Origin of the sequence: Kribbella sp. NBC_01245 (assembly GCF_036226525.1) — a bacterium.
Taxonomy (GTDB): Bacteria; Actinomycetota; Actinomycetes; order Propionibacteriales; family Kribbellaceae; genus Kribbella.
In genome coordinates this window covers 5,371,314-5,386,813 of record NZ_CP108487.1, presented here as the reverse complement: position 1 = coordinate 5,386,813, position 15,500 = coordinate 5,371,314, and the positions used below count along the sequence as shown (strand labels likewise).

Sequence of the window (15,500 nt, the reverse complement as noted above, 5' to 3'; positions counted from 1 at the left end):
GGGCTGGCGGTTAGAGTTACTGACGGGTTTACCAGCTAGTCGCCGGGTCAGATGCCCGGCGGGCTCGGAGGATCGCTGTGGCACTGGGTAGGACTTCCCCGCGGGATCTGCCGTTGTTCGCCGACCTGTCCGGCCGGGAGATCAAGGAGATCTTCCGGGCCGGTGAAGAGGTCTCGGTGCCGGCAGGCTGGTCCCTGATCCTGGAACAGACCCCGCCCGACGCGGCGTACCTGATTCTGAACGGTACGGCGGCGGTCCGGGTCAAGGGTGAGGAGATCGCCGAGCTCGGCCCGGGCGAGATCGCCGGCGAGGTCGCGCTCCGGCAGAACCGGTTGCGCACGGCAACGGTCACGGCGAAGAGCCGGCTGATGCTGCTGCACTTCACCCGGGAGAAGTTCGACGACCTGATCCACCGGCTGCCCGAGTTCAAACGAGCCATCGACACCACGATCGCCGAGCGGCGCGGTGGTTCCTGACCCCGAACCGTCTGCCGCCCCGGATCTCGACTCGGTGCAGCGGCAGTTCGAGCAGACCCTGCTGGGCGGTGAGCGAAAGTTCACCCGGCTGGAGGTCTCCGATCGCGCCGGTATCTCGATCGAACGAGCCGAGCAGATGTGGCACGCGCTCGGTTTCGCCACCGTGCCGGATGACGAGATCGCCTTCACCGATGGCGATGTCGAGGCGCTTCGGTTGGTCGCGGCGCTGGAAGACGACGGGTTCATCGATCCGTCGGTCGAGTCGTCGCTCGCGCGCAAGCTGGGGCAGACCCAGTCCCGGCTGGCCTCCTGGCAGTCGGCGATGTTCCTCGATCTGCTGGCCGAGTCGAAGCTCCCGCCGAACGAGGCGATCGAGGTCGCCTCGTTGCTACTGCCCGCGATGGAACGGCTGCAGACGTACGTCTGGCGCCGCCATCTCGCCGCCGCGGCCGGGCGTTTGGTCGCCGGGTCCGACGAACTCGCGAGGGGCGTGCGGGTGATCGGCTTCGCGGACATCGTCAGCTACACCCGGTTGACCCGGCGGCTGTCCGAGGTCGAACTGGGCCAGTTGATCGAGCGCTTCGAGGGCCTCGCCGCGGACGTCGTCGCGCTGCACGGCGGCCGCGTGATCAAGTCGATAGGGGACGAGGTGCTGTTCGCGGCGGACCACCCGGCCGAAGGCGCGGCGGTCGCGCTGGCCCTGCAGGACCGGATCTCCGAGCTCGAGGACATGCCCGAGCTGCGGATCGGTATGGCGTACGGGTCGATCCTGATCCGCCTGGGCGACGTGTACGGCGAGGTGGTCAACCTGGCCTCCCGATTGACCTCCGAGGCCAAACCCGGTCGGGTCCTGGTCGACCGCGAAATGGCCGCCGCGCTCGATGGCCATCCGTCGTACCGGCTGCGCCGCCTCCGCCGAGTGCACGTGCGCGGCTATGCCCACCTCGCGCCGTACGCGCTGCAACGCGCCACCGACTGAACGCTGCTACTCCCAGGAGATGTTCACGCCTGAGCGGTGAGCGGGGGTCATGGCGCCGAGCGCCAGCTGCTCGGGACGCCGGGTACTCCGGTGGACTGCTGGTCGCCGCCTTCGCGGTCGATCAGCCAGATCACCGGGTCTGTGGTGAGACCGGGCAGATCCGGGTCATGCGCACCGGGACCCTTACCGAAGGCCATCCAGCGGCCGTCCGGCGACCAGGTCGGGCTGATCTCCTGAACGTCGGGGCTGTTGGTGAGCCTTTGTACTGCGCCGGACGAAACCTTGACCAGCCACAGATCGCCCAGCGCCTCGACCGCGATCAGTCCACGCTTCGGGCTCCAGTCCAGCCGATATGCGCCCGGAAGCGGGATGACCTTGAGCAGCTGCGCGCCATCCGCACTGTAGATGCGAATGTCGTTCAAGGTCGCGGCGGCGAAGGACTGGCCGTTTGGCGCCCACGCCGGGACGAGTTCATTGCTGTCGTGTGCCCCGGTGAGGTTCATCACGCCGGAGGCCGACCCATCACGGTGCACCGACCAGATGTCACCGCCGGACTCGAAAGCGACCCACTGCCCGTCGGGCGACCAGCGCGGAAACGCCGGCGCCGATCCCGACTGGGTGAGCAGGCGGTCGTTGCTACCGTCGGCGGCCATCGCACGGATACTGAACTCACCATCGGCGTAGGCAATCTGCGTGCCATCAGGCGAGTAGTCCGGCCAGGAATACCAAGGCAGCTGCCGGCCGAAGTCCTGGCCGCCCTGCCCACTCGGCTGAACGCTCTTCAGAGCGCCGAACCCGCCCGTCGAACCCTCGAACTCCAGGTACAGGATGCGGCCGCCCGGCTGCGGATAGGCCTCCGCCGCGGTCGGCACCACCATGACCAACAGAACCGCTGCCATCGCCGCAGCGAACCACCCTCTGGCTCGGCGCATCATTGAGGCCCCCTCTGCTGCCGTTCCTTCGAACCTACCGCCGTGCAACACGATGCGTAAGCCCTCGAGCACAAGCGGTACCGGTCCGGCTGCAAGATCGAGGCGACGAGTGGACGAGTCGCGGACTGCCGCCGACTGAGATATCGGGTGGAGTCTCACGCGTGGCTCGGGTGATGATCAGGTCATGCGGTTCAGACCAGCGGTGCCGGGGGATCTCCCGCACCTCATCGACATGCTGCTCGAGGCCTACAACTGGGGCGGGGTCGAGCGGTTCACCACCGACCAGCTGGCGCTGAACGACAACGCCTGGCGCTACATCGACGGTTGGCCGCGGGCGGGCGAATTCGGCGTGATCGCGGCGGTCGACGGCCGCCGGGCTGGTGCCGTCTGGGCCCGGTTGATGCCGTCCAGTCGGCCCGGCTATGGGTATGTCGCGGACGACGTACCGGAGTTGAGCCTTGGGGTGGTGGCCGAATTCCGTGGGCAAGGCGTTGGGCGGGCATTGCTGGGCGAGGTCATCACGGCCGCGCGTCTAGCCGGGTATGAGCGGCTCAGCCTTAGCGTTGAGCCGGAGAACTTCGCCGCTGGGCTTTATCGCTCGGTCGGGTTCGAGGTCGTCGGCCGGAACGGCGGTTCGGACACGATGGTGCTGGCGCTTTGACCGCGGGGGTGACCGCCGGTCGGGTGGTGCCGATTCGGGATGCCGTCGAGTTGGCGCGGGTCTGCTCTGGCGACGCGCTGATCGTCTGGGCGGGACAAGGTCTGCGGGCTGGCCGGCCCGAACGCGCTTGGCGGTTGGGGGACGCGGTCGCTGTGCTCGCGCCTGACCTTTCGCGGCACGACCGGATCGTCGTACATGGGCCGATGGAACAGCTCGCGCCGCTGGTGTCGGAGGTCCTGCGTGAGGTTGGTACGGCGTACCGGCCGTTCGGGGACGAGGCCGTGATCCGCGAACTGGTCGACCGGGTGGAGCCGCTTGTCCTTCGCGCGACGTTCGGCTGGATGGATACGACTACGCCGGCCGGGTCTTCGTCTTCGCTCGAGACTTCTTGGCTGGAGAGTGACGCCGGGGTGGAAGAGCTGCTCACTGCGGCAGCGCCCGGGTCGTACGCCTGGCCGGGATTGAGCGGCGTACGGCGTTGGGCTGGGGTGACTGGGCTCGACGGTCGGTTGGTGAGTGTTGCCGCGGACGCGTGGAGTGCGCCTGACCTCGGGTTCATCGCCGGAGTGGCGACGGCGCCGGAGGCTCGCGGGCGCGGGTTGTCGCGGCAGGTGTGCGCTTTCGCGGCGGCCGAACTCGTCAAGGCCCACGGCCGGGCCGGGCTGATGGTGGACGGGGCGAATGCGACCGCCATCCGGCTCTACCACCAGCTCGGCTTCAGCTATCGCCCGGTGGCGGCGGCCAACGCGGGCTGACGCCGGCCGCCTTCGTCAGCGGGTGGGCTTGGGTGTTGGCTTGGCCGTCGGGGTGCTCGCTTTGCCCGACGTCGGCGTGGTCGTCGGGGTTGGCGTCGGGCTGGTGGTGGTGGGGTCGGTCGGGATGCCGGCGGATGGCGTCGCGGTCGGGTTGACCGGCGCCGGCAGTACGTCGAAGGGCGCCTTGTCGCTGTCGACGCACTTCTCCGAATTGGGGGATTCGCCGACGAAGACCCGCTGCGGGAAGACGTTGCTCGGGATCATCTCGCCGCTCGCGTAGGACTTGCAGTCTTCGATTTCCAGCGAGATCGGCCGGCCGTCCTGGTCGTACAGGCGGGCGCTGACCGGCTTGCCCTGCTGGTCGAACAGGTAGATGTTGCTGATCCGCTTGCCGTCGTTGTTGAGTCCGTCGACATTGCCGCGGTAGCTGGTGCCACGGTAGTACTCGCCGTTGTCGTAGTACGAGACGCGGTCCGACACGTTGAACACGGCGAACAGCGTGAGCCACACTGCGACGACGTTGAGCGGCAACACGTACCAGAGCAGGCGTCGATCGGTCTGCGTCTTGCGGGCGAGCCACACCGAGCCGACGGCGCAGGCGATCGCCCCGACGAGGACCGCCGGACCAACGCCGTGCGCGACCACGGCCAGCAGCCCGCCGCCGATCGCGCCACCGCGCACGACCCACCAGACCGGCTGCCCGATGGTGACCAGGTCCCGGCGGAACGACTCCGGCAACTCCGCCGTACGACGCTCGAACCAGGCGGCGAATCGCTGCCAGGTCGGGTATTCCGTGACGATCCGCGGGTCCGCCCCGCGCAACGCGCGAACGCCGAGCAGCGCCGGGATGGCCGGCAGAATCATCGCCGCGAGGAACCATCCCGCGCTGAGCATGTCGGCCATGCCGATCAGGCCGAAGAAGAACGCGACGCCGAGCGCGACGACGCCCCAGCGGAAGGCGGCCCGGCCCTCATGCGAGTACGCCGGCGGCACCTCGCCGCGGGGCGGATAGCCCGCGGCCGTCCGCAACTCGGCGGCATACTGCGCGGGGCTGCCGAGGCGCTCCTCCAGCCCGGCCCGGGTCGGACCGCCCTCGAACTCGCCGGCCACCTCGTTGAGATGACTGGTCACGTCGTCGAGCACGTCCTCCAGCTCGCCGGCGGGCAGATCGTTCAGCTCGGCGCGCACCTGTGCGAGGTAGACCGCCACTGGACCGGTGATGGTGCTGTTCACGCCGCATCCTCCGCGAGCAGAACCGACATCGTGTCGGCGAAGTTGTTCCAGGTCTTGGTCGACTGGGCCAGCAACTCATGACCCGTCTTGTTGAGCCTGTAGTACTTCCGGTGCGGGCCCTCTTCGCTCGGCATCACGTAGGTGGTCAGCGCCCCCGCCGCGAACAGCCGCCGCAACGTGCCATAGACCGAGGCATCCGCGACATCCTCCAGCCCGGCCTGCCGAAGCCGCCGCAGCACGTCGTACCCATAACCATCGGCCTCCCGCAGCACCGCGAGCACAGCCAGATCGAGCACGCCCTTCAACAGCTGACTCGGATCCATCGCCCCTCCTCCACCCTTAGCGTCATCGCACCGCCGGCCCGGAGGCGAACCCCTCAGTCGTTCCCCAGCCCGGCGGTGCTCTGCCACCCACGCTACTACACATTCCACACTACTCCACCATCCGCCACCCCACGCCTCCCTCAACCCCACAGACGATCAGACGCGCCCACTCGCGGAAGGGTGTGGAAACCCCCTGCCACGAGTGGACGCGTGTAACCGGTGCCTGTGGAACCCCCCGCCGCGAGTGGACGCGTGTGACCAGAGCCTTCGGAATCCCCTGCCGCGAGTGGACGCGTGTGACCGGTGCCTGTGGAAACCCCTGCCGCGAGTGGACGCGTTATACGCGACCACTCCCGAGTTTTGGGCATGCTCCGGCGTGCTCCGACCGACCGGCCGCGGACTGCCGAACGGCGTACACGGTGGATCCCCGGTTCCCAACCCCGGCGGCCGATTTGTGGAGGGTTATCCACAAGTGTGCGCACGTGGCGTCCGATTGGCGCATGGAGTGTCTACACGGGTGCCGCACCACGGTCGGACGCGGAATGCGCACCGCCGTACCCGCACTCCCACCGACGGTCGGACGCGGAAATGCGTGCCGTGGTGTGGTCGCCATTCCGACGGTCGGACGCGGAATGCGGCGCATACACGGCGCTGGCCCCGGCTGCGTCCGTACTGGCCGATCTGTGGATATCTCTCCCGCGAAGTGCCTCCTTATGTCGCGCGCGTGCAAGCACAACAAGGCACCTCGCGGGAGGGATATCCACAAATGTGCTCACGTGGTCTCCGTCTGGCGCGCGGAGTGTCTACGCGGGTGCCGCATTCCGCGTCCGACCGTGGTCGGGGGGCTGCGCAGAAGGCGGTATTCCGCGTCCGACCGTGGTGGGGACGAAAGCGTGGGGGCGGTATTTCGCGTCCGACCGTGAGTGAAGTGGCAGTACGCAGCACGCATTTCGCGTCCGACCGTGGGGGATGGCGGTTGTACGGCGGCTCGCACTTCGCGTCCGACCGTGGAGGACGGCGGGCGTACGGGGGCGCGTATTTCGCGTCCGACCGTCGGGCATGGCGGGCGTATGGCGGCGCGCGTTTCGCGCCTGGCCGTGGCGGTGTGGGGTTAGTTGAAGGGGGCGCGGAGGTTGGGGCGTTCGGTGGGGGTGGTGATGTCGACGTTGATTGGTTCGATCTTGGTGGGGGCCGGGACGGTGCCCACCGTGAGCGGGAGGTCTAGGCGGCTCTTGGCGACGTCGATCTCGATTGAGGCGCCGGTGTTGTTGGGGGTGGTCCACTCGTTGTCGCTCAAGGTCACGGCGAGTCCGAGTACGCGGCCCTTGGGGATCACCAGGTCCTGCGCGCGCAGCGGCACGGTCACGGTGGTCCACTTCCCCGGCGTCAGCGGCGTCGGCTTGGTCAGCGACGAACTGTGCGCGGCGTCGATCCACCCGCGACCGACGATGCCGTGATCCGTGGTCGCCGTGAGCTTCTCGACCTCGAAGTAGCAAGGATCGTCGTACGACGTGCTGCCGCCCCAGCAACTGCTCGTGCCGGTGCGCCGAATGCCCGAATACCGCTTGGCCTCGCCGTACTCGATCAGTCGTGCCGTCACCGGCGTGGTGGTCTTGTCCGACTTGATCCGCAACGAGACCGACGGCGTGCCGCTGACGCGAATGTCCCGCGGCAGTGGTGCCGAGAGGAACATCTGGCGGCCGGCGATCACCTCGGACGGGTCGGCGACGATGTCGTCCTCGCCCAGCGACGGTTCGTCGGTCACCTCGACCGTCCCCTTACCTGGCGTGCCGAGTTTGCCGACGGCCATCGGGACCGGCAGCGACTTCTTCACCGCGGGCCAGTTCGCGTAGTTGCGCCAAACGTCCGGTTCGGTTTCAACGGTTGCCATCGGCTCGCGCATCACGCCGTTCGGCAGGCCTTGCAGCCAGTAGTCGAACCACTTGTGCAGCTCGTTCACCCAGGCCTCGCGGCGGAACTCGAACGGGTCGACGTGCTCCTCGAGACCGAGCCAGAGTTTGCGCGGCACCTTGTTCTTCGCGAGCGCCGTCCACCATTGGCCGAAGTGGTTCGGCTGGACGTTGTAGTCGCTCAGACCGTGGACGAGGAAGACGCTGGCCTTGACCTTCGAGGCGTCCTTGAGGTGATCGCGCTCGGCCCAGAAAGACGTGTAGTCACCGGTCTCGTCCGCGTCGTTGTCACCGAGATCGGCCCGCACCGATTCGCAGGCGGGGCTGTCGTGGCCGACGTAGTTGCCGAGCCAGGGCATGTAGTCCTCGGAGTACGGCACGCCGCCGGAGCGGGTGTAGTCGTACCAGGAGGAGATCGCCGAGATCGGCACGATGGTCTTCAGACCGTCGATCCCGGTCGCGGCGACACCGTTCGCCACGGTGCCGTCGTACGACTTGCCGATCATGCCGACCGCGCCGTTGGTCCAGTCGGCCTTGACGGGTGCGCCGGTCAGGGTCTGCGCGGTGTTCCGGCCGTTCAGCCAGTCGATCACCGCGGTGACCGAGGCGATCTCGTTCTTGCCGCCGACGTCGCCGCAACCGGTCGAGCGCGAGGTGCCGACGATGTCCACTCCGACCACGGCATAACCACGCGGCACGAAGTAGTTGTCGTAGTACAACGGCATCTTGGTGATGACGCCGTTCTCGTCGTACGCCTTCTTCTCGCCCTCGTTACCGCGCCCGCAGCAGGAGTAGTACGGCGAGGCGTCCATGATCACGGGGATCTTGCGGCCGTCCTGGTCGGTCTCCCGCGGCCGGACGATGTCCACGGCGACGACGTCGTTGGTGCCGTCGCTGTCGGTGTCCATCTTGGTGTTGACGAAGACGGACTCGCGGATCGCGTTGCCGTAGTCGTAAACCGGCGTGGTTTGGGTACCGGTCACGTGCGGCGGCACACCGAGGTCGGCCGGTGGTGCGGGCAGGAAGTCGGGGGACTCCGGTACCGGGCCGCCGGCAGCGGTTCCGGTCACGGCGACCAGAGACAGCGCGGCGGACGAAGCCAGGGTGAGGGCCCTGGCGCGGACGGTCGTCATGGCTCGGAAGGCTAGCCATCCGCGGGCCGCAAAGCCAGGTCTGACCCCGAATGGCCGGATCCGGCTCGCCACACGGTGTGATCGACGGTCGGCTCCGATAGGGTGACGGCCAGCCTTACCAATGAGTGACCACAGGTCAAGGAATGACCCGGGCAGGCAGCCAGGACCACGGGAGGTGGACAGGCCGTGAACTTGAAAGCACCGGTGACGTTGCTGGATGTCGCCCAGCGCGCGGGCGTGTCGGTGGCGACGGCGTCGCGGGTCCTGAACGGCGGCGACCGGGTGCCGCGCCAAGAGCTGCAGGAGCGCGTCCGGGCGGCGGCCGAGGAGCTCGGTTACACGCCGAATGCGCAGGCCCAGGCGCTGGCCAAGTCCTCCACCAACGTGGTCGGCATCCTCGTGCACGACATCGAAGACCCGTACTTCGCCGCCATCGCGAACGGCGTGATGCGGGCCGCCGACGAGCGCAACCTGCTGGTGATGATGGCCAGCACCTTCCGGGACGCCGATCGCGAGATCACCTACTTGTCCTCCCTACGCGCCCAGCGGGCCCGGGCCGCCGTGATGATCGGCAGCCGCCGCCTCGACGAGGACGTGCTGGCCCGTACGACGCGTGAGGTCGAGAACTTCCTGAACTCGGGTGCGGGTCTGGCCCTGGTCAGCCAGCCGGGCATGCCCGCGCACACGATCGTGCCGGACAACCGGGCCGGTGCGGCTCAGCTTGCGCGCGAACTGGTCGGCCTCGGGCAACGCGAGTTCGCGATCCTCGCCGGGCCGGAGGAGCTCGCGACCGCACGGGACCGCCGGGACGGCTTCACCGAAGGTCTGGCCGAGTCCGGGATCAAGCCCCTCGCCGTACTGCACGGTGACTTCACTCGCGATGGCGGATATGCCGCTGCGGGCGAGCTGCTCGATCTCGGGACCAAGGCGACCTGCGTGTTCGCGGTGAACGACGTGATGGCGGTCGGCGCGATGTCGGCATTCCGCGCGCGGGGTATCGACGTACCGGGTGAGTTGTCGGTGGCCGGGTTCGACGACATCGCCACCCTGCGGGATGTCTGGCCGTCGCTGAGTACGGTCCGGCTGCCGTTGGAGCAGATGGGCCGGCGGGCGCTGGAGCTGGCCGTGTCCGGTGGCGAGCCGGCGACCGAGGTCTTCCCCGGCGAAGTCGTGATCCGGGAGAGCACCCGTCGGCTCTGACGCTGCTGGATATGCTCGGCCGGGTGACCGTCTCTGAGATCTTCGATCCCTCCGCCTGGAAAGCCGTCGACGGGTTCGACCTGACCGACATCACGTACCACCGGGCGGTCGACGCCGGCGTGGTGCGGATCGCGTTCAACCGGCCTGAGGTGCGCAACGCGTTCCGTCCGCAGACGGTGGACGAGCTGTACCAGGTGCTCGACCACGCGCGGATGTCGTCCGATGTGGGCTGCGTATTGCTCACCGGCAACGGGCCGTCCGCTCGGGATGGCGGCTGGGCCTTCTGCTCGGGTGGTGACCAGCGGATCCGGGGCAAGGACGGTTACAAGTACGCCGAAGGTACGACGGCCGACTCGATCGACCCCGCGAAGGCCGGCCGGTTGCACATCCTCGAGGTGCAACGGCTGATCCGCTTCATGCCGAAGGTGGTCATCGCCGTCGTACCGGGTTGGGCCGCGGGTGGTGGGCACAGCCTGCACGTGGTGGCCGATCTGACCCTGGCCTCGGCCGAGCACGCGCGCTTCAAGCAGACGGACGCGGACGTGGCGTCGTTCGACGGCGGCTACGGATCGGCGTACCTCGCTCGGCAGGTCGGGCAGAAGTTCGCCCGCGAGATCTTCTTCCTCGGCGACGAGTATTCGGCCGAGGACGCGTACCGGATGGGCATGGTCAACAAGGTCGTGCCGCATGCCGAGCTCGAGGCCGTCGCGTTGGAGTGGGGCCGGAAGATCTGCGCCAAGTCGCCGACGGCCCAGCGAATGCTGAAGTACTCGTTCAACCTGATCGATGACGGTCTGGTCGGGCAGCAGCTGTTCGCGGGTGAGGCGACGCGGCTCGCGTACGGCACGGACGAGGCGGCCGAGGGGCGCGACTCCTTCCTGGAGAAGCGCTCGCCCGACTGGTCGCCGTACCCCTACGCGTTCTAGAGGGACCTACTGGGCGACGCCGTACAAGCGGTCACCGGCGTCGCCCAGGCCGGGCACGATGTAGCCCTTTTCGTTCAGGTGGGAGTCCATGCCGGCGACGACCAGGTTGACCGGGACCTCGAGATCGCCCAGCTCCTGCTCGATCCGGGCGACGCCCTCGGGCGCGGCCAGCAGGCAGATCGCGGTGATGTGGTCGGCGCCGCGATCCACCAGGAAGCGGATCGCCGCCGCGAGGGTGCCGCCGGTGGCCAGCATCGGGTCGAGCACGTAGCACTGCCGCCCGGACAGGTCCTCCGGCAGGCGCTCGGCGTACGTCGACGCGGCGAGGGTCTCCTCGTTGCGGATCATGCCGAGGAACCCGACCTCGGCCGTCGGCAGCAGCCGGGTCATGCCCTCCAGCATGCCGAGGCCGGCCCGCAGGATCGGCACCACCAGCGGCTTCGGCGAGGTCAATTTGATGCCCTCGGCCTGCGCGACCGGGGTCTGCACGGTGATCGGGCCGGTCCGGACATCCCGGGTCGCCTCGTACGCCAGCAGCGTGACGAGCTCCTCGGTCAGCCGCCGGAACGTCGGCGAATCGGTCGACTCGTCCCGCAGCGTGGTGAGCTTGTGGGCGACGAGCGGGTGGTCCGCGACGAGAATCTGCATGAGCCGAACGCTACCGCCGGGTCACGTTCCCCCACAAAGGCCTGTTAAGGGCGATCTAAAGGATGGGTGATCCTGGCGGGGCTGTGCCACCATGAGGACGTGTCTGAACCCACAGCTGGGACCACGACCACGACCGAGCTGGACTTCGCGGTAGCGGCTTACCGCGAGGACGGAATCTGGCAGGTCACGCCCCTCGTTCTGCCGGACGAGCCCGATCTCGCCACTCTGGTCTCCGCGCTGAGACGATTCCCGAGTGAATCGGGTGTCATCGGCCTGATCTCGGTCGACGAGGACTTCTTCCTGTTGCTGCGGGTGATCGGCGGCCGGACCCGCCTGCTGCTCTCCGATGTCACGGCCGCCACCGAGTGGCCGTTGGCCCGGCAGGTGGCCGACGAGCTCGGTATCCCGGTCGGCGATGATGACGACGACCCGATGGCGGCGGGCGAACTGGCGATCGTGGCGGACCTCGGGTTCAGCGCGATGGACCTGGGCGCTCTCTGCGACGACGACGAGCTCTACCCCGAGGAAATGCTCGAGGAGATCGCCGACGCGCTCGGTTTCGGCCGCCAGTTCCACGAGACCCTCGAAGCCATTGGTTAACCCGGCTCACTCCGCCTGGGCGCGGCTGATGCGGTTGGCCCTGGCGGAGGCGGAAGAGGCTCGCGGCAGTGCCGACGTACCCATCGGCGCGGTCGTGGTGGACGAGGCCGGCGAGGTGATCGGCCGTGGCCACAACGAGCGCGAGAAGACGGGTGACCCGACCGCGCATGCCGAGGTGCTGGCCATTCGCGAGGCCGCGCGGCACGTCGGCGAATGGCGCCTCACCGGCTGCACTCTGGTGGTCACCCTCGAGCCCTGCACGATGTGCGCGGGCGCGATCGTGCTGTCCCGGCTGGATCGCCTGGTGTTCGCGGCGTACGACGAAAAGGCGGGCGCGGTCGGCTCGCTCTGGGACGTCGTACGTGACCGCAGACTCAACCATCGGCCCGAAGTGATCGGCGGCGTAATGGCCGATGAGGCCGGTTCGTTACTACGCGATTTCTTCAACGGGCATCGGTCTTGATAGCCTCTTCGGCGGTGGCGTGTCCGAGCGGCCGAAGGAGCGCGCCTCGAAAGCGCGTGAAGGGTACCCCCCTTCCGAGGGTTCAAATCCCTCCGCCACCGCCGTAAGACCAGCGGCCCCGTACGACGTGCGGGGCCGCTGGCATTTCTCTCGGGGACCCTGGTGCCGTGTGATGCGCCAGGGTCCTCGTCTTTCCCCCGGCACCCCGCGCGGCCCTGCGTATCCGGCTCAGGGGCGCTGAAAGGGCCATTTCCACGTTGGTATCGCTGACCCGGCAGTGGCCCTGGGCAACGGTTTGAAGCGGTTAGTGGTCGGATTTTCCGGTTTGAACCACTTAGGATTCAGCCACGACCGGAGGGGGTTGACCAAGGCCTGTGGATGTCCACGAGCTCGACCGGATTCTGCTGGCCGGTGCCGCGGTACTACTGGTGGCGATCATCGCGGTGCGCCTGTCCGGCCGGCTCGGCCTGCCCTCGCTGCTGATCTATCTCGGTATGGGTCTGGTGCTGGGCGAATCCGTGCTCGGCATCCAGTTCGAGGACGCGGAGCTCGCGCACGCCCTGGGCTTCGCCGCCCTGGTCATCATCCTGACCGAAGGTGGTCTCACCACCAGGTGGAACGAGGTCCGCCCGGTGATGCCGCTCGGCGTCGTGATGGCGACCGTCGGCGTCGCGGTCAGCGTCGGGGTAGTGGCTTCGGTCGCTCACTTCCTGCTCGGGATGGACTGGCAGCTGGCCGTACTGATCGGCGCGGTCACCTCCCCGACAGACGCCGCCGCCGTCTTCGCCGTACTCCGCCGGGTCCCGATCCGGCCGCGCCTGCGTGGTGCGCTCGAGGCCGAGTCCGGTCTGAACGACGCCCCGACCGTACTGCTGGTGACCCTCGTCAGCACCGGCGAGATCGGTGAGAAGGGCCTGCTGCACTTCGGTGGACTCGTGCTGTACGAGTTGGTCATCGGCGCGCTGTTCGGGTTCGTCGTCGGCTGGCTCAGCGTTGGGTTGCTCCGCCGGGTCGCCCTCAGCTCGGCCGGCCTTTACCCGCTGGCGATCATGTCGCTCGCCGCCATCTCGTACGCCGGGGGCACGGTCCTGCTGCACGTCTCGGGCTTTGCCGCCGTCTACGTGACCAGCCTGATCATCGGCCGGGCGGAACTACCTCACCGCGTCGCCACCCGTTCCTTCGTCGACGGCCTAGCCTGGCTCGCGCAGATCGGGCTGTTCGTCATGCTCGGTCTACTCGCCTCACCCGGCCGGATCACCCTGAACGACGTACTGGCCGCACTGGTCATCGGTATCGCCGTGACGATGGTCGGCCGGTTCGCGGCGGTGTGGATCAGTCTGAGCGGGTTCCGGGTGCCGTGGCGGGAGCAAACGTTCATAGCCTGGGCGGGTCTGCGTGGTGCCGTGCCGATTGTCCTGGCGACGATCCCGCTGGCGGAGAAGGTTCCGCAGGCCGCGCGAATTTTCGACATCGTGTTCGTCCTGGTGATCGTGTTCACCCTTTTGCAAGGCCCGTCCCTACCGTGGCTCGCCCGCCGCCTGGGCGTACTCGACGACCAGGCCTCCCACGAGGTCGACATCGACGTGGCGCCGCTGGAATCCCTGCACGCCGACGTACTCCAGGTCCGCATCCCGAGCGAATCCCGCCTCGCCGGCGTCGAGATCTCCGAACTCCGCCTCCCGAAAGGCGTCTCGGTCTCCCTGGTCGTCCGCGGCATGGCAGCCTTCGTACCCGAACGCCGCACGGTCCTCCGCGCCAACGACGACATCCTCGTGGTCGCCCCGTCCCACCTCCGCGAACAAACCCTCCGCCGCCTCCGCGCCGTAAGCCGAGGCGGCCGCCTAGCCGGCTGGTTCGGCGAACACGGCCAAGAAAACTCCTCCTAACCCGCCCTCCTCCCACCCACACGCCGAAGTCCTCCCCAACATCCCGACACGCCCGGGCCTGCCGGTATTTCCCGTTCATCGGGCCCTTGTGACGCGGCGTGTCGCCCATCATCGGTCCCTTGTGACCACCGCATCCGGCCACCTTCAGTTGGCATTCATCGGTCTGAATCCGCTCGCTCCCACACGCTCACCTGTACCGGCCAGCGGACCTCAGAGGGCGGATTCGGACCGATGAATGCCAAGTGCCGAAGACTCGCCACCCCTGGTCAGAAGAGTCCGACGACACGCCGAGACCTGGTCACAAGGGCCCGATGATCCACGACACGCCGCGTCACAAGAGCCCGATGAACGGGAAATACCGGCAGGCCCGGGCGTGTCGGGGCGCTGGGATGCGGCGGCGTACGGCGGCGGGGTTAGCCGGGGTTTTGGCCGGAGGGGATGGGTTGGGGGGTTTTGGGGGTGGGGAGGCAGGCGGTGCCGCTGGGGACGGGGACCGAGGTGATCTTGCCGGTGTTGAGGCCGTTGAAGTCGGCGCCGAGGACCAGGTCGACGGTGTGGTCGGTACGGCCGTCTTCGATGATCTCGACCTTCTGCTTCATCTGCAGGTAGACCAGCTGGACCTCGGGCGAGTCCTTCGAGTGGCCGCGGATGACGGCGACGTCGAACTTCTCGTCGTTCGGCTCGTTGGCGACCTTCTTGATGTTGAAGCCGCGCCCGGTGAGCAGCTCGCCGGTCTCGCGGGCTTTACCGCCCTTGGCGCCGCCGTTGTAGACGTTCACCACGACGAGTTTGGCCGTGAGCTTCTTGTTCGGCAGCTTCTGGTCGACGCAGACCTGCTCGGCGGTCACCTCGGTGAGCGAATTCCAGCCCCACCAGGCACCGCCGACGAGGATGCCGAGCAGCACCACGAGCGTGATCGGCGTCTGCCAGCGGATCCGGTGGTGCGGGCGTGGTTGCAACATGGCCATATCGATCAGTCCACAACGAGAACCCGGGCATGCAGCACAAGGCGCTGCTGCAGAGCGGCGCGGAGGGCCCGATGCAGGCCGTCCTCGAGGAACATCTCGCCCTGGTACTCCACCACGTGAGCGAACAGGTCGCCGTAGAAGGTGGAGTCCTCATCGAGCAGAGCGTCGAGATTGAGGGTGCCTTTGGTCGTGACCAGCTGATCGAGCCGCACCTGCCGTGGTGGCAGACCCGCCCAATCCTTTTGCCGGTACCCATGATCCGGGTACGGTCGCCCCTCGCCGACGCGCTTGAAGATCACGTTGGGAAGTCTAGCTGCCAAAAAGGTCCGATCCGACCTTCAGCCATGTCGTGAACCAGATCTGGGAAAAGTTCCAGAAAGTGCCAACCTCCTGCCCTTTGGGTACGT

16 protein-coding genes and 1 tRNA gene are annotated in these 15,500 nt (G+C 67.9%); 10 read left to right on the top strand and 7 right to left on the bottom strand.

From position 1 onward, the window contains the following. Positions 1-77 precede the first annotated feature (77 nt). Positions 78-476, top strand: a complete 399-nt coding sequence (locus tag OG394_RS24315) for a cyclic nucleotide-binding domain-containing protein (RefSeq protein ID WP_328989359.1) — start codon at positions 78-80, stop codon at positions 474-476. Next, positions 466-1,455: an adenylate/guanylate cyclase domain-containing protein gene (locus tag OG394_RS24310; RefSeq protein WP_328989358.1), complete on the top strand. Its 990-nt coding sequence runs from the start codon at positions 466-468 to the stop codon at positions 1,453-1,455. Before OG394_RS24315 ends, OG394_RS24310 begins: the two co-directional genes overlap by 11 nt. Before the next feature lie 47 nt (positions 1,456-1,502). On the opposite strand, the gene OG394_RS24305 is transcribed toward OG394_RS24310, so the two are convergent. Next, the gene (locus OG394_RS24305; RefSeq protein WP_328989357.1) at positions 1,503-2,354 is read right to left on the bottom strand and encodes a TolB family protein; all 852 of its coding nucleotides are present in this window, start codon (positions 2,352-2,354) and stop codon (positions 1,503-1,505) included. Between the two features lie 217 nt (positions 2,355-2,571). Between OG394_RS24305 and OG394_RS24300 the strand changes: the two genes are divergently transcribed. Together OG394_RS24300 and OG394_RS24295 are read left to right on the top strand one after the other, a co-directional pair. Next, positions 2,572-3,048: a GNAT family N-acetyltransferase gene (locus OG394_RS24300; RefSeq protein ID WP_328989356.1), complete on the top strand. Its 477-nt coding sequence runs from the start codon at positions 2,572-2,574 to the stop codon at positions 3,046-3,048. Then, positions 3,045-3,803 (top strand): GNAT family N-acetyltransferase, encoded by a 759-nt coding sequence (locus tag OG394_RS24295; RefSeq protein ID WP_328989355.1) that lies wholly within the window; start codon positions 3,045-3,047, stop codon positions 3,801-3,803. The genes OG394_RS24300 and OG394_RS24295 overlap by 4 nt, the downstream gene beginning before the upstream one ends. Positions 3,804-3,818: 15 nt before the next feature. Here the strand turns inward: OG394_RS24295 and OG394_RS24290 are convergent, their stop codons facing one another. From OG394_RS24290 to OG394_RS24280, 3 genes are all read right to left on the bottom strand, one after another. Beyond that, positions 3,819-5,036 carry a DUF1700 domain-containing protein gene (locus OG394_RS24290; protein WP_328989354.1) on the bottom strand — a complete coding sequence of 406 codons (1,218 nt, stop codon included), beginning with the start codon at positions 5,034-5,036 and terminating at the stop codon, positions 3,819-3,821. Continuing rightward, positions 5,033-5,359 carry a PadR family transcriptional regulator gene (locus tag OG394_RS24285; RefSeq protein ID WP_328989353.1) on the bottom strand — a complete coding sequence of 109 codons (327 nt, stop codon included), beginning with the start codon at positions 5,357-5,359 and terminating at the stop codon, positions 5,033-5,035. The genes OG394_RS24290 and OG394_RS24285 overlap by 4 nt, the downstream gene beginning before the upstream one ends. Before the next feature lie 1,111 nt (positions 5,360-6,470). Next, complete coding sequence (locus OG394_RS24280) at positions 6,471-8,402, bottom strand: Xaa-Pro dipeptidyl-peptidase (RefSeq protein WP_328989351.1); 1,932 nt, start codon at positions 8,400-8,402, stop codon at positions 6,471-6,473. 186 nt (positions 8,403-8,588) lie between these two features. Here OG394_RS24280 and OG394_RS24275 point away from each other — a divergent pair, with 186 nt between their 5' ends. Then, a complete protein-coding gene (locus OG394_RS24275) occupies positions 8,589-9,602 on the top strand; it encodes a LacI family DNA-binding transcriptional regulator (RefSeq protein ID WP_328989350.1) in 1,014 nt (337 codons plus the stop codon). Positions 9,603-9,625: 23 nt separating this feature from the next. Further along, positions 9,626-10,528, top strand: coding sequence for a 1,4-dihydroxy-2-naphthoyl-CoA synthase (locus tag OG394_RS24270; protein WP_442914223.1), 903 nt, complete (start codon positions 9,626-9,628; stop codon positions 10,526-10,528). 6 nt (positions 10,529-10,534) lie between these two features. Here OG394_RS24270 and upp read toward each other — a convergent pair whose 3' ends face one another. Next, on the bottom strand, positions 10,535-11,176 hold the full coding sequence (upp, locus tag OG394_RS24265) for a uracil phosphoribosyltransferase (protein ID WP_328989348.1): 642 nt from the start codon (positions 11,174-11,176) through the stop codon (positions 10,535-10,537). A 99-nt stretch (positions 11,177-11,275) separates the two neighbouring features. Here upp and OG394_RS24260 point away from each other — a divergent pair, with 99 nt between their 5' ends. The 4 genes from OG394_RS24260 (at position 11,276) to OG394_RS24245 (ending at position 14,125) form a co-directional block, all read left to right on the top strand. Next, positions 11,276-11,776, top strand: a complete 501-nt coding sequence (locus tag OG394_RS24260) for a tRNA adenosine deaminase-associated protein (protein ID WP_328989347.1) — start codon at positions 11,276-11,278, stop codon at positions 11,774-11,776. Positions 11,777-11,804: 28 nt separating this feature from the next. After that, positions 11,805-12,239, top strand: a complete 435-nt coding sequence (gene tadA, locus OG394_RS24255; RefSeq protein ID WP_328989346.1) for a tRNA adenosine(34) deaminase TadA — start codon at positions 11,805-11,807, stop codon at positions 12,237-12,239. Between the two features lie 13 nt (positions 12,240-12,252). Continuing rightward, positions 12,253-12,340 (top strand) — tRNA-Ser (locus OG394_RS24250). Between the two features lie 273 nt (positions 12,341-12,613). Beyond that, positions 12,614-14,125 (top strand): potassium/proton antiporter, encoded by a 1,512-nt coding sequence (locus OG394_RS24245; RefSeq protein WP_328989345.1) that lies wholly within the window; start codon positions 12,614-12,616, stop codon positions 14,123-14,125. A gap of 413 nt (positions 14,126-14,538) precedes the next feature. On the opposite strand, the gene OG394_RS24240 is transcribed toward OG394_RS24245, so the two are convergent. Beyond that, positions 14,539-15,087 carry a LytR C-terminal domain-containing protein gene (locus OG394_RS24240; protein WP_328989344.1) on the bottom strand — a complete coding sequence of 183 codons (549 nt, stop codon included), beginning with the start codon at positions 15,085-15,087 and terminating at the stop codon, positions 14,539-14,541. An 11-nt stretch (positions 15,088-15,098) separates the two neighbouring features. Then, the gene (locus tag OG394_RS24235; protein ID WP_328989343.1) at positions 15,099-15,392 is read right to left on the bottom strand and encodes a type II toxin-antitoxin system VapB family antitoxin; all 294 of its coding nucleotides are present in this window, start codon (positions 15,390-15,392) and stop codon (positions 15,099-15,101) included. Between the last annotated feature and the right edge of the window lie 108 nt (positions 15,393-15,500).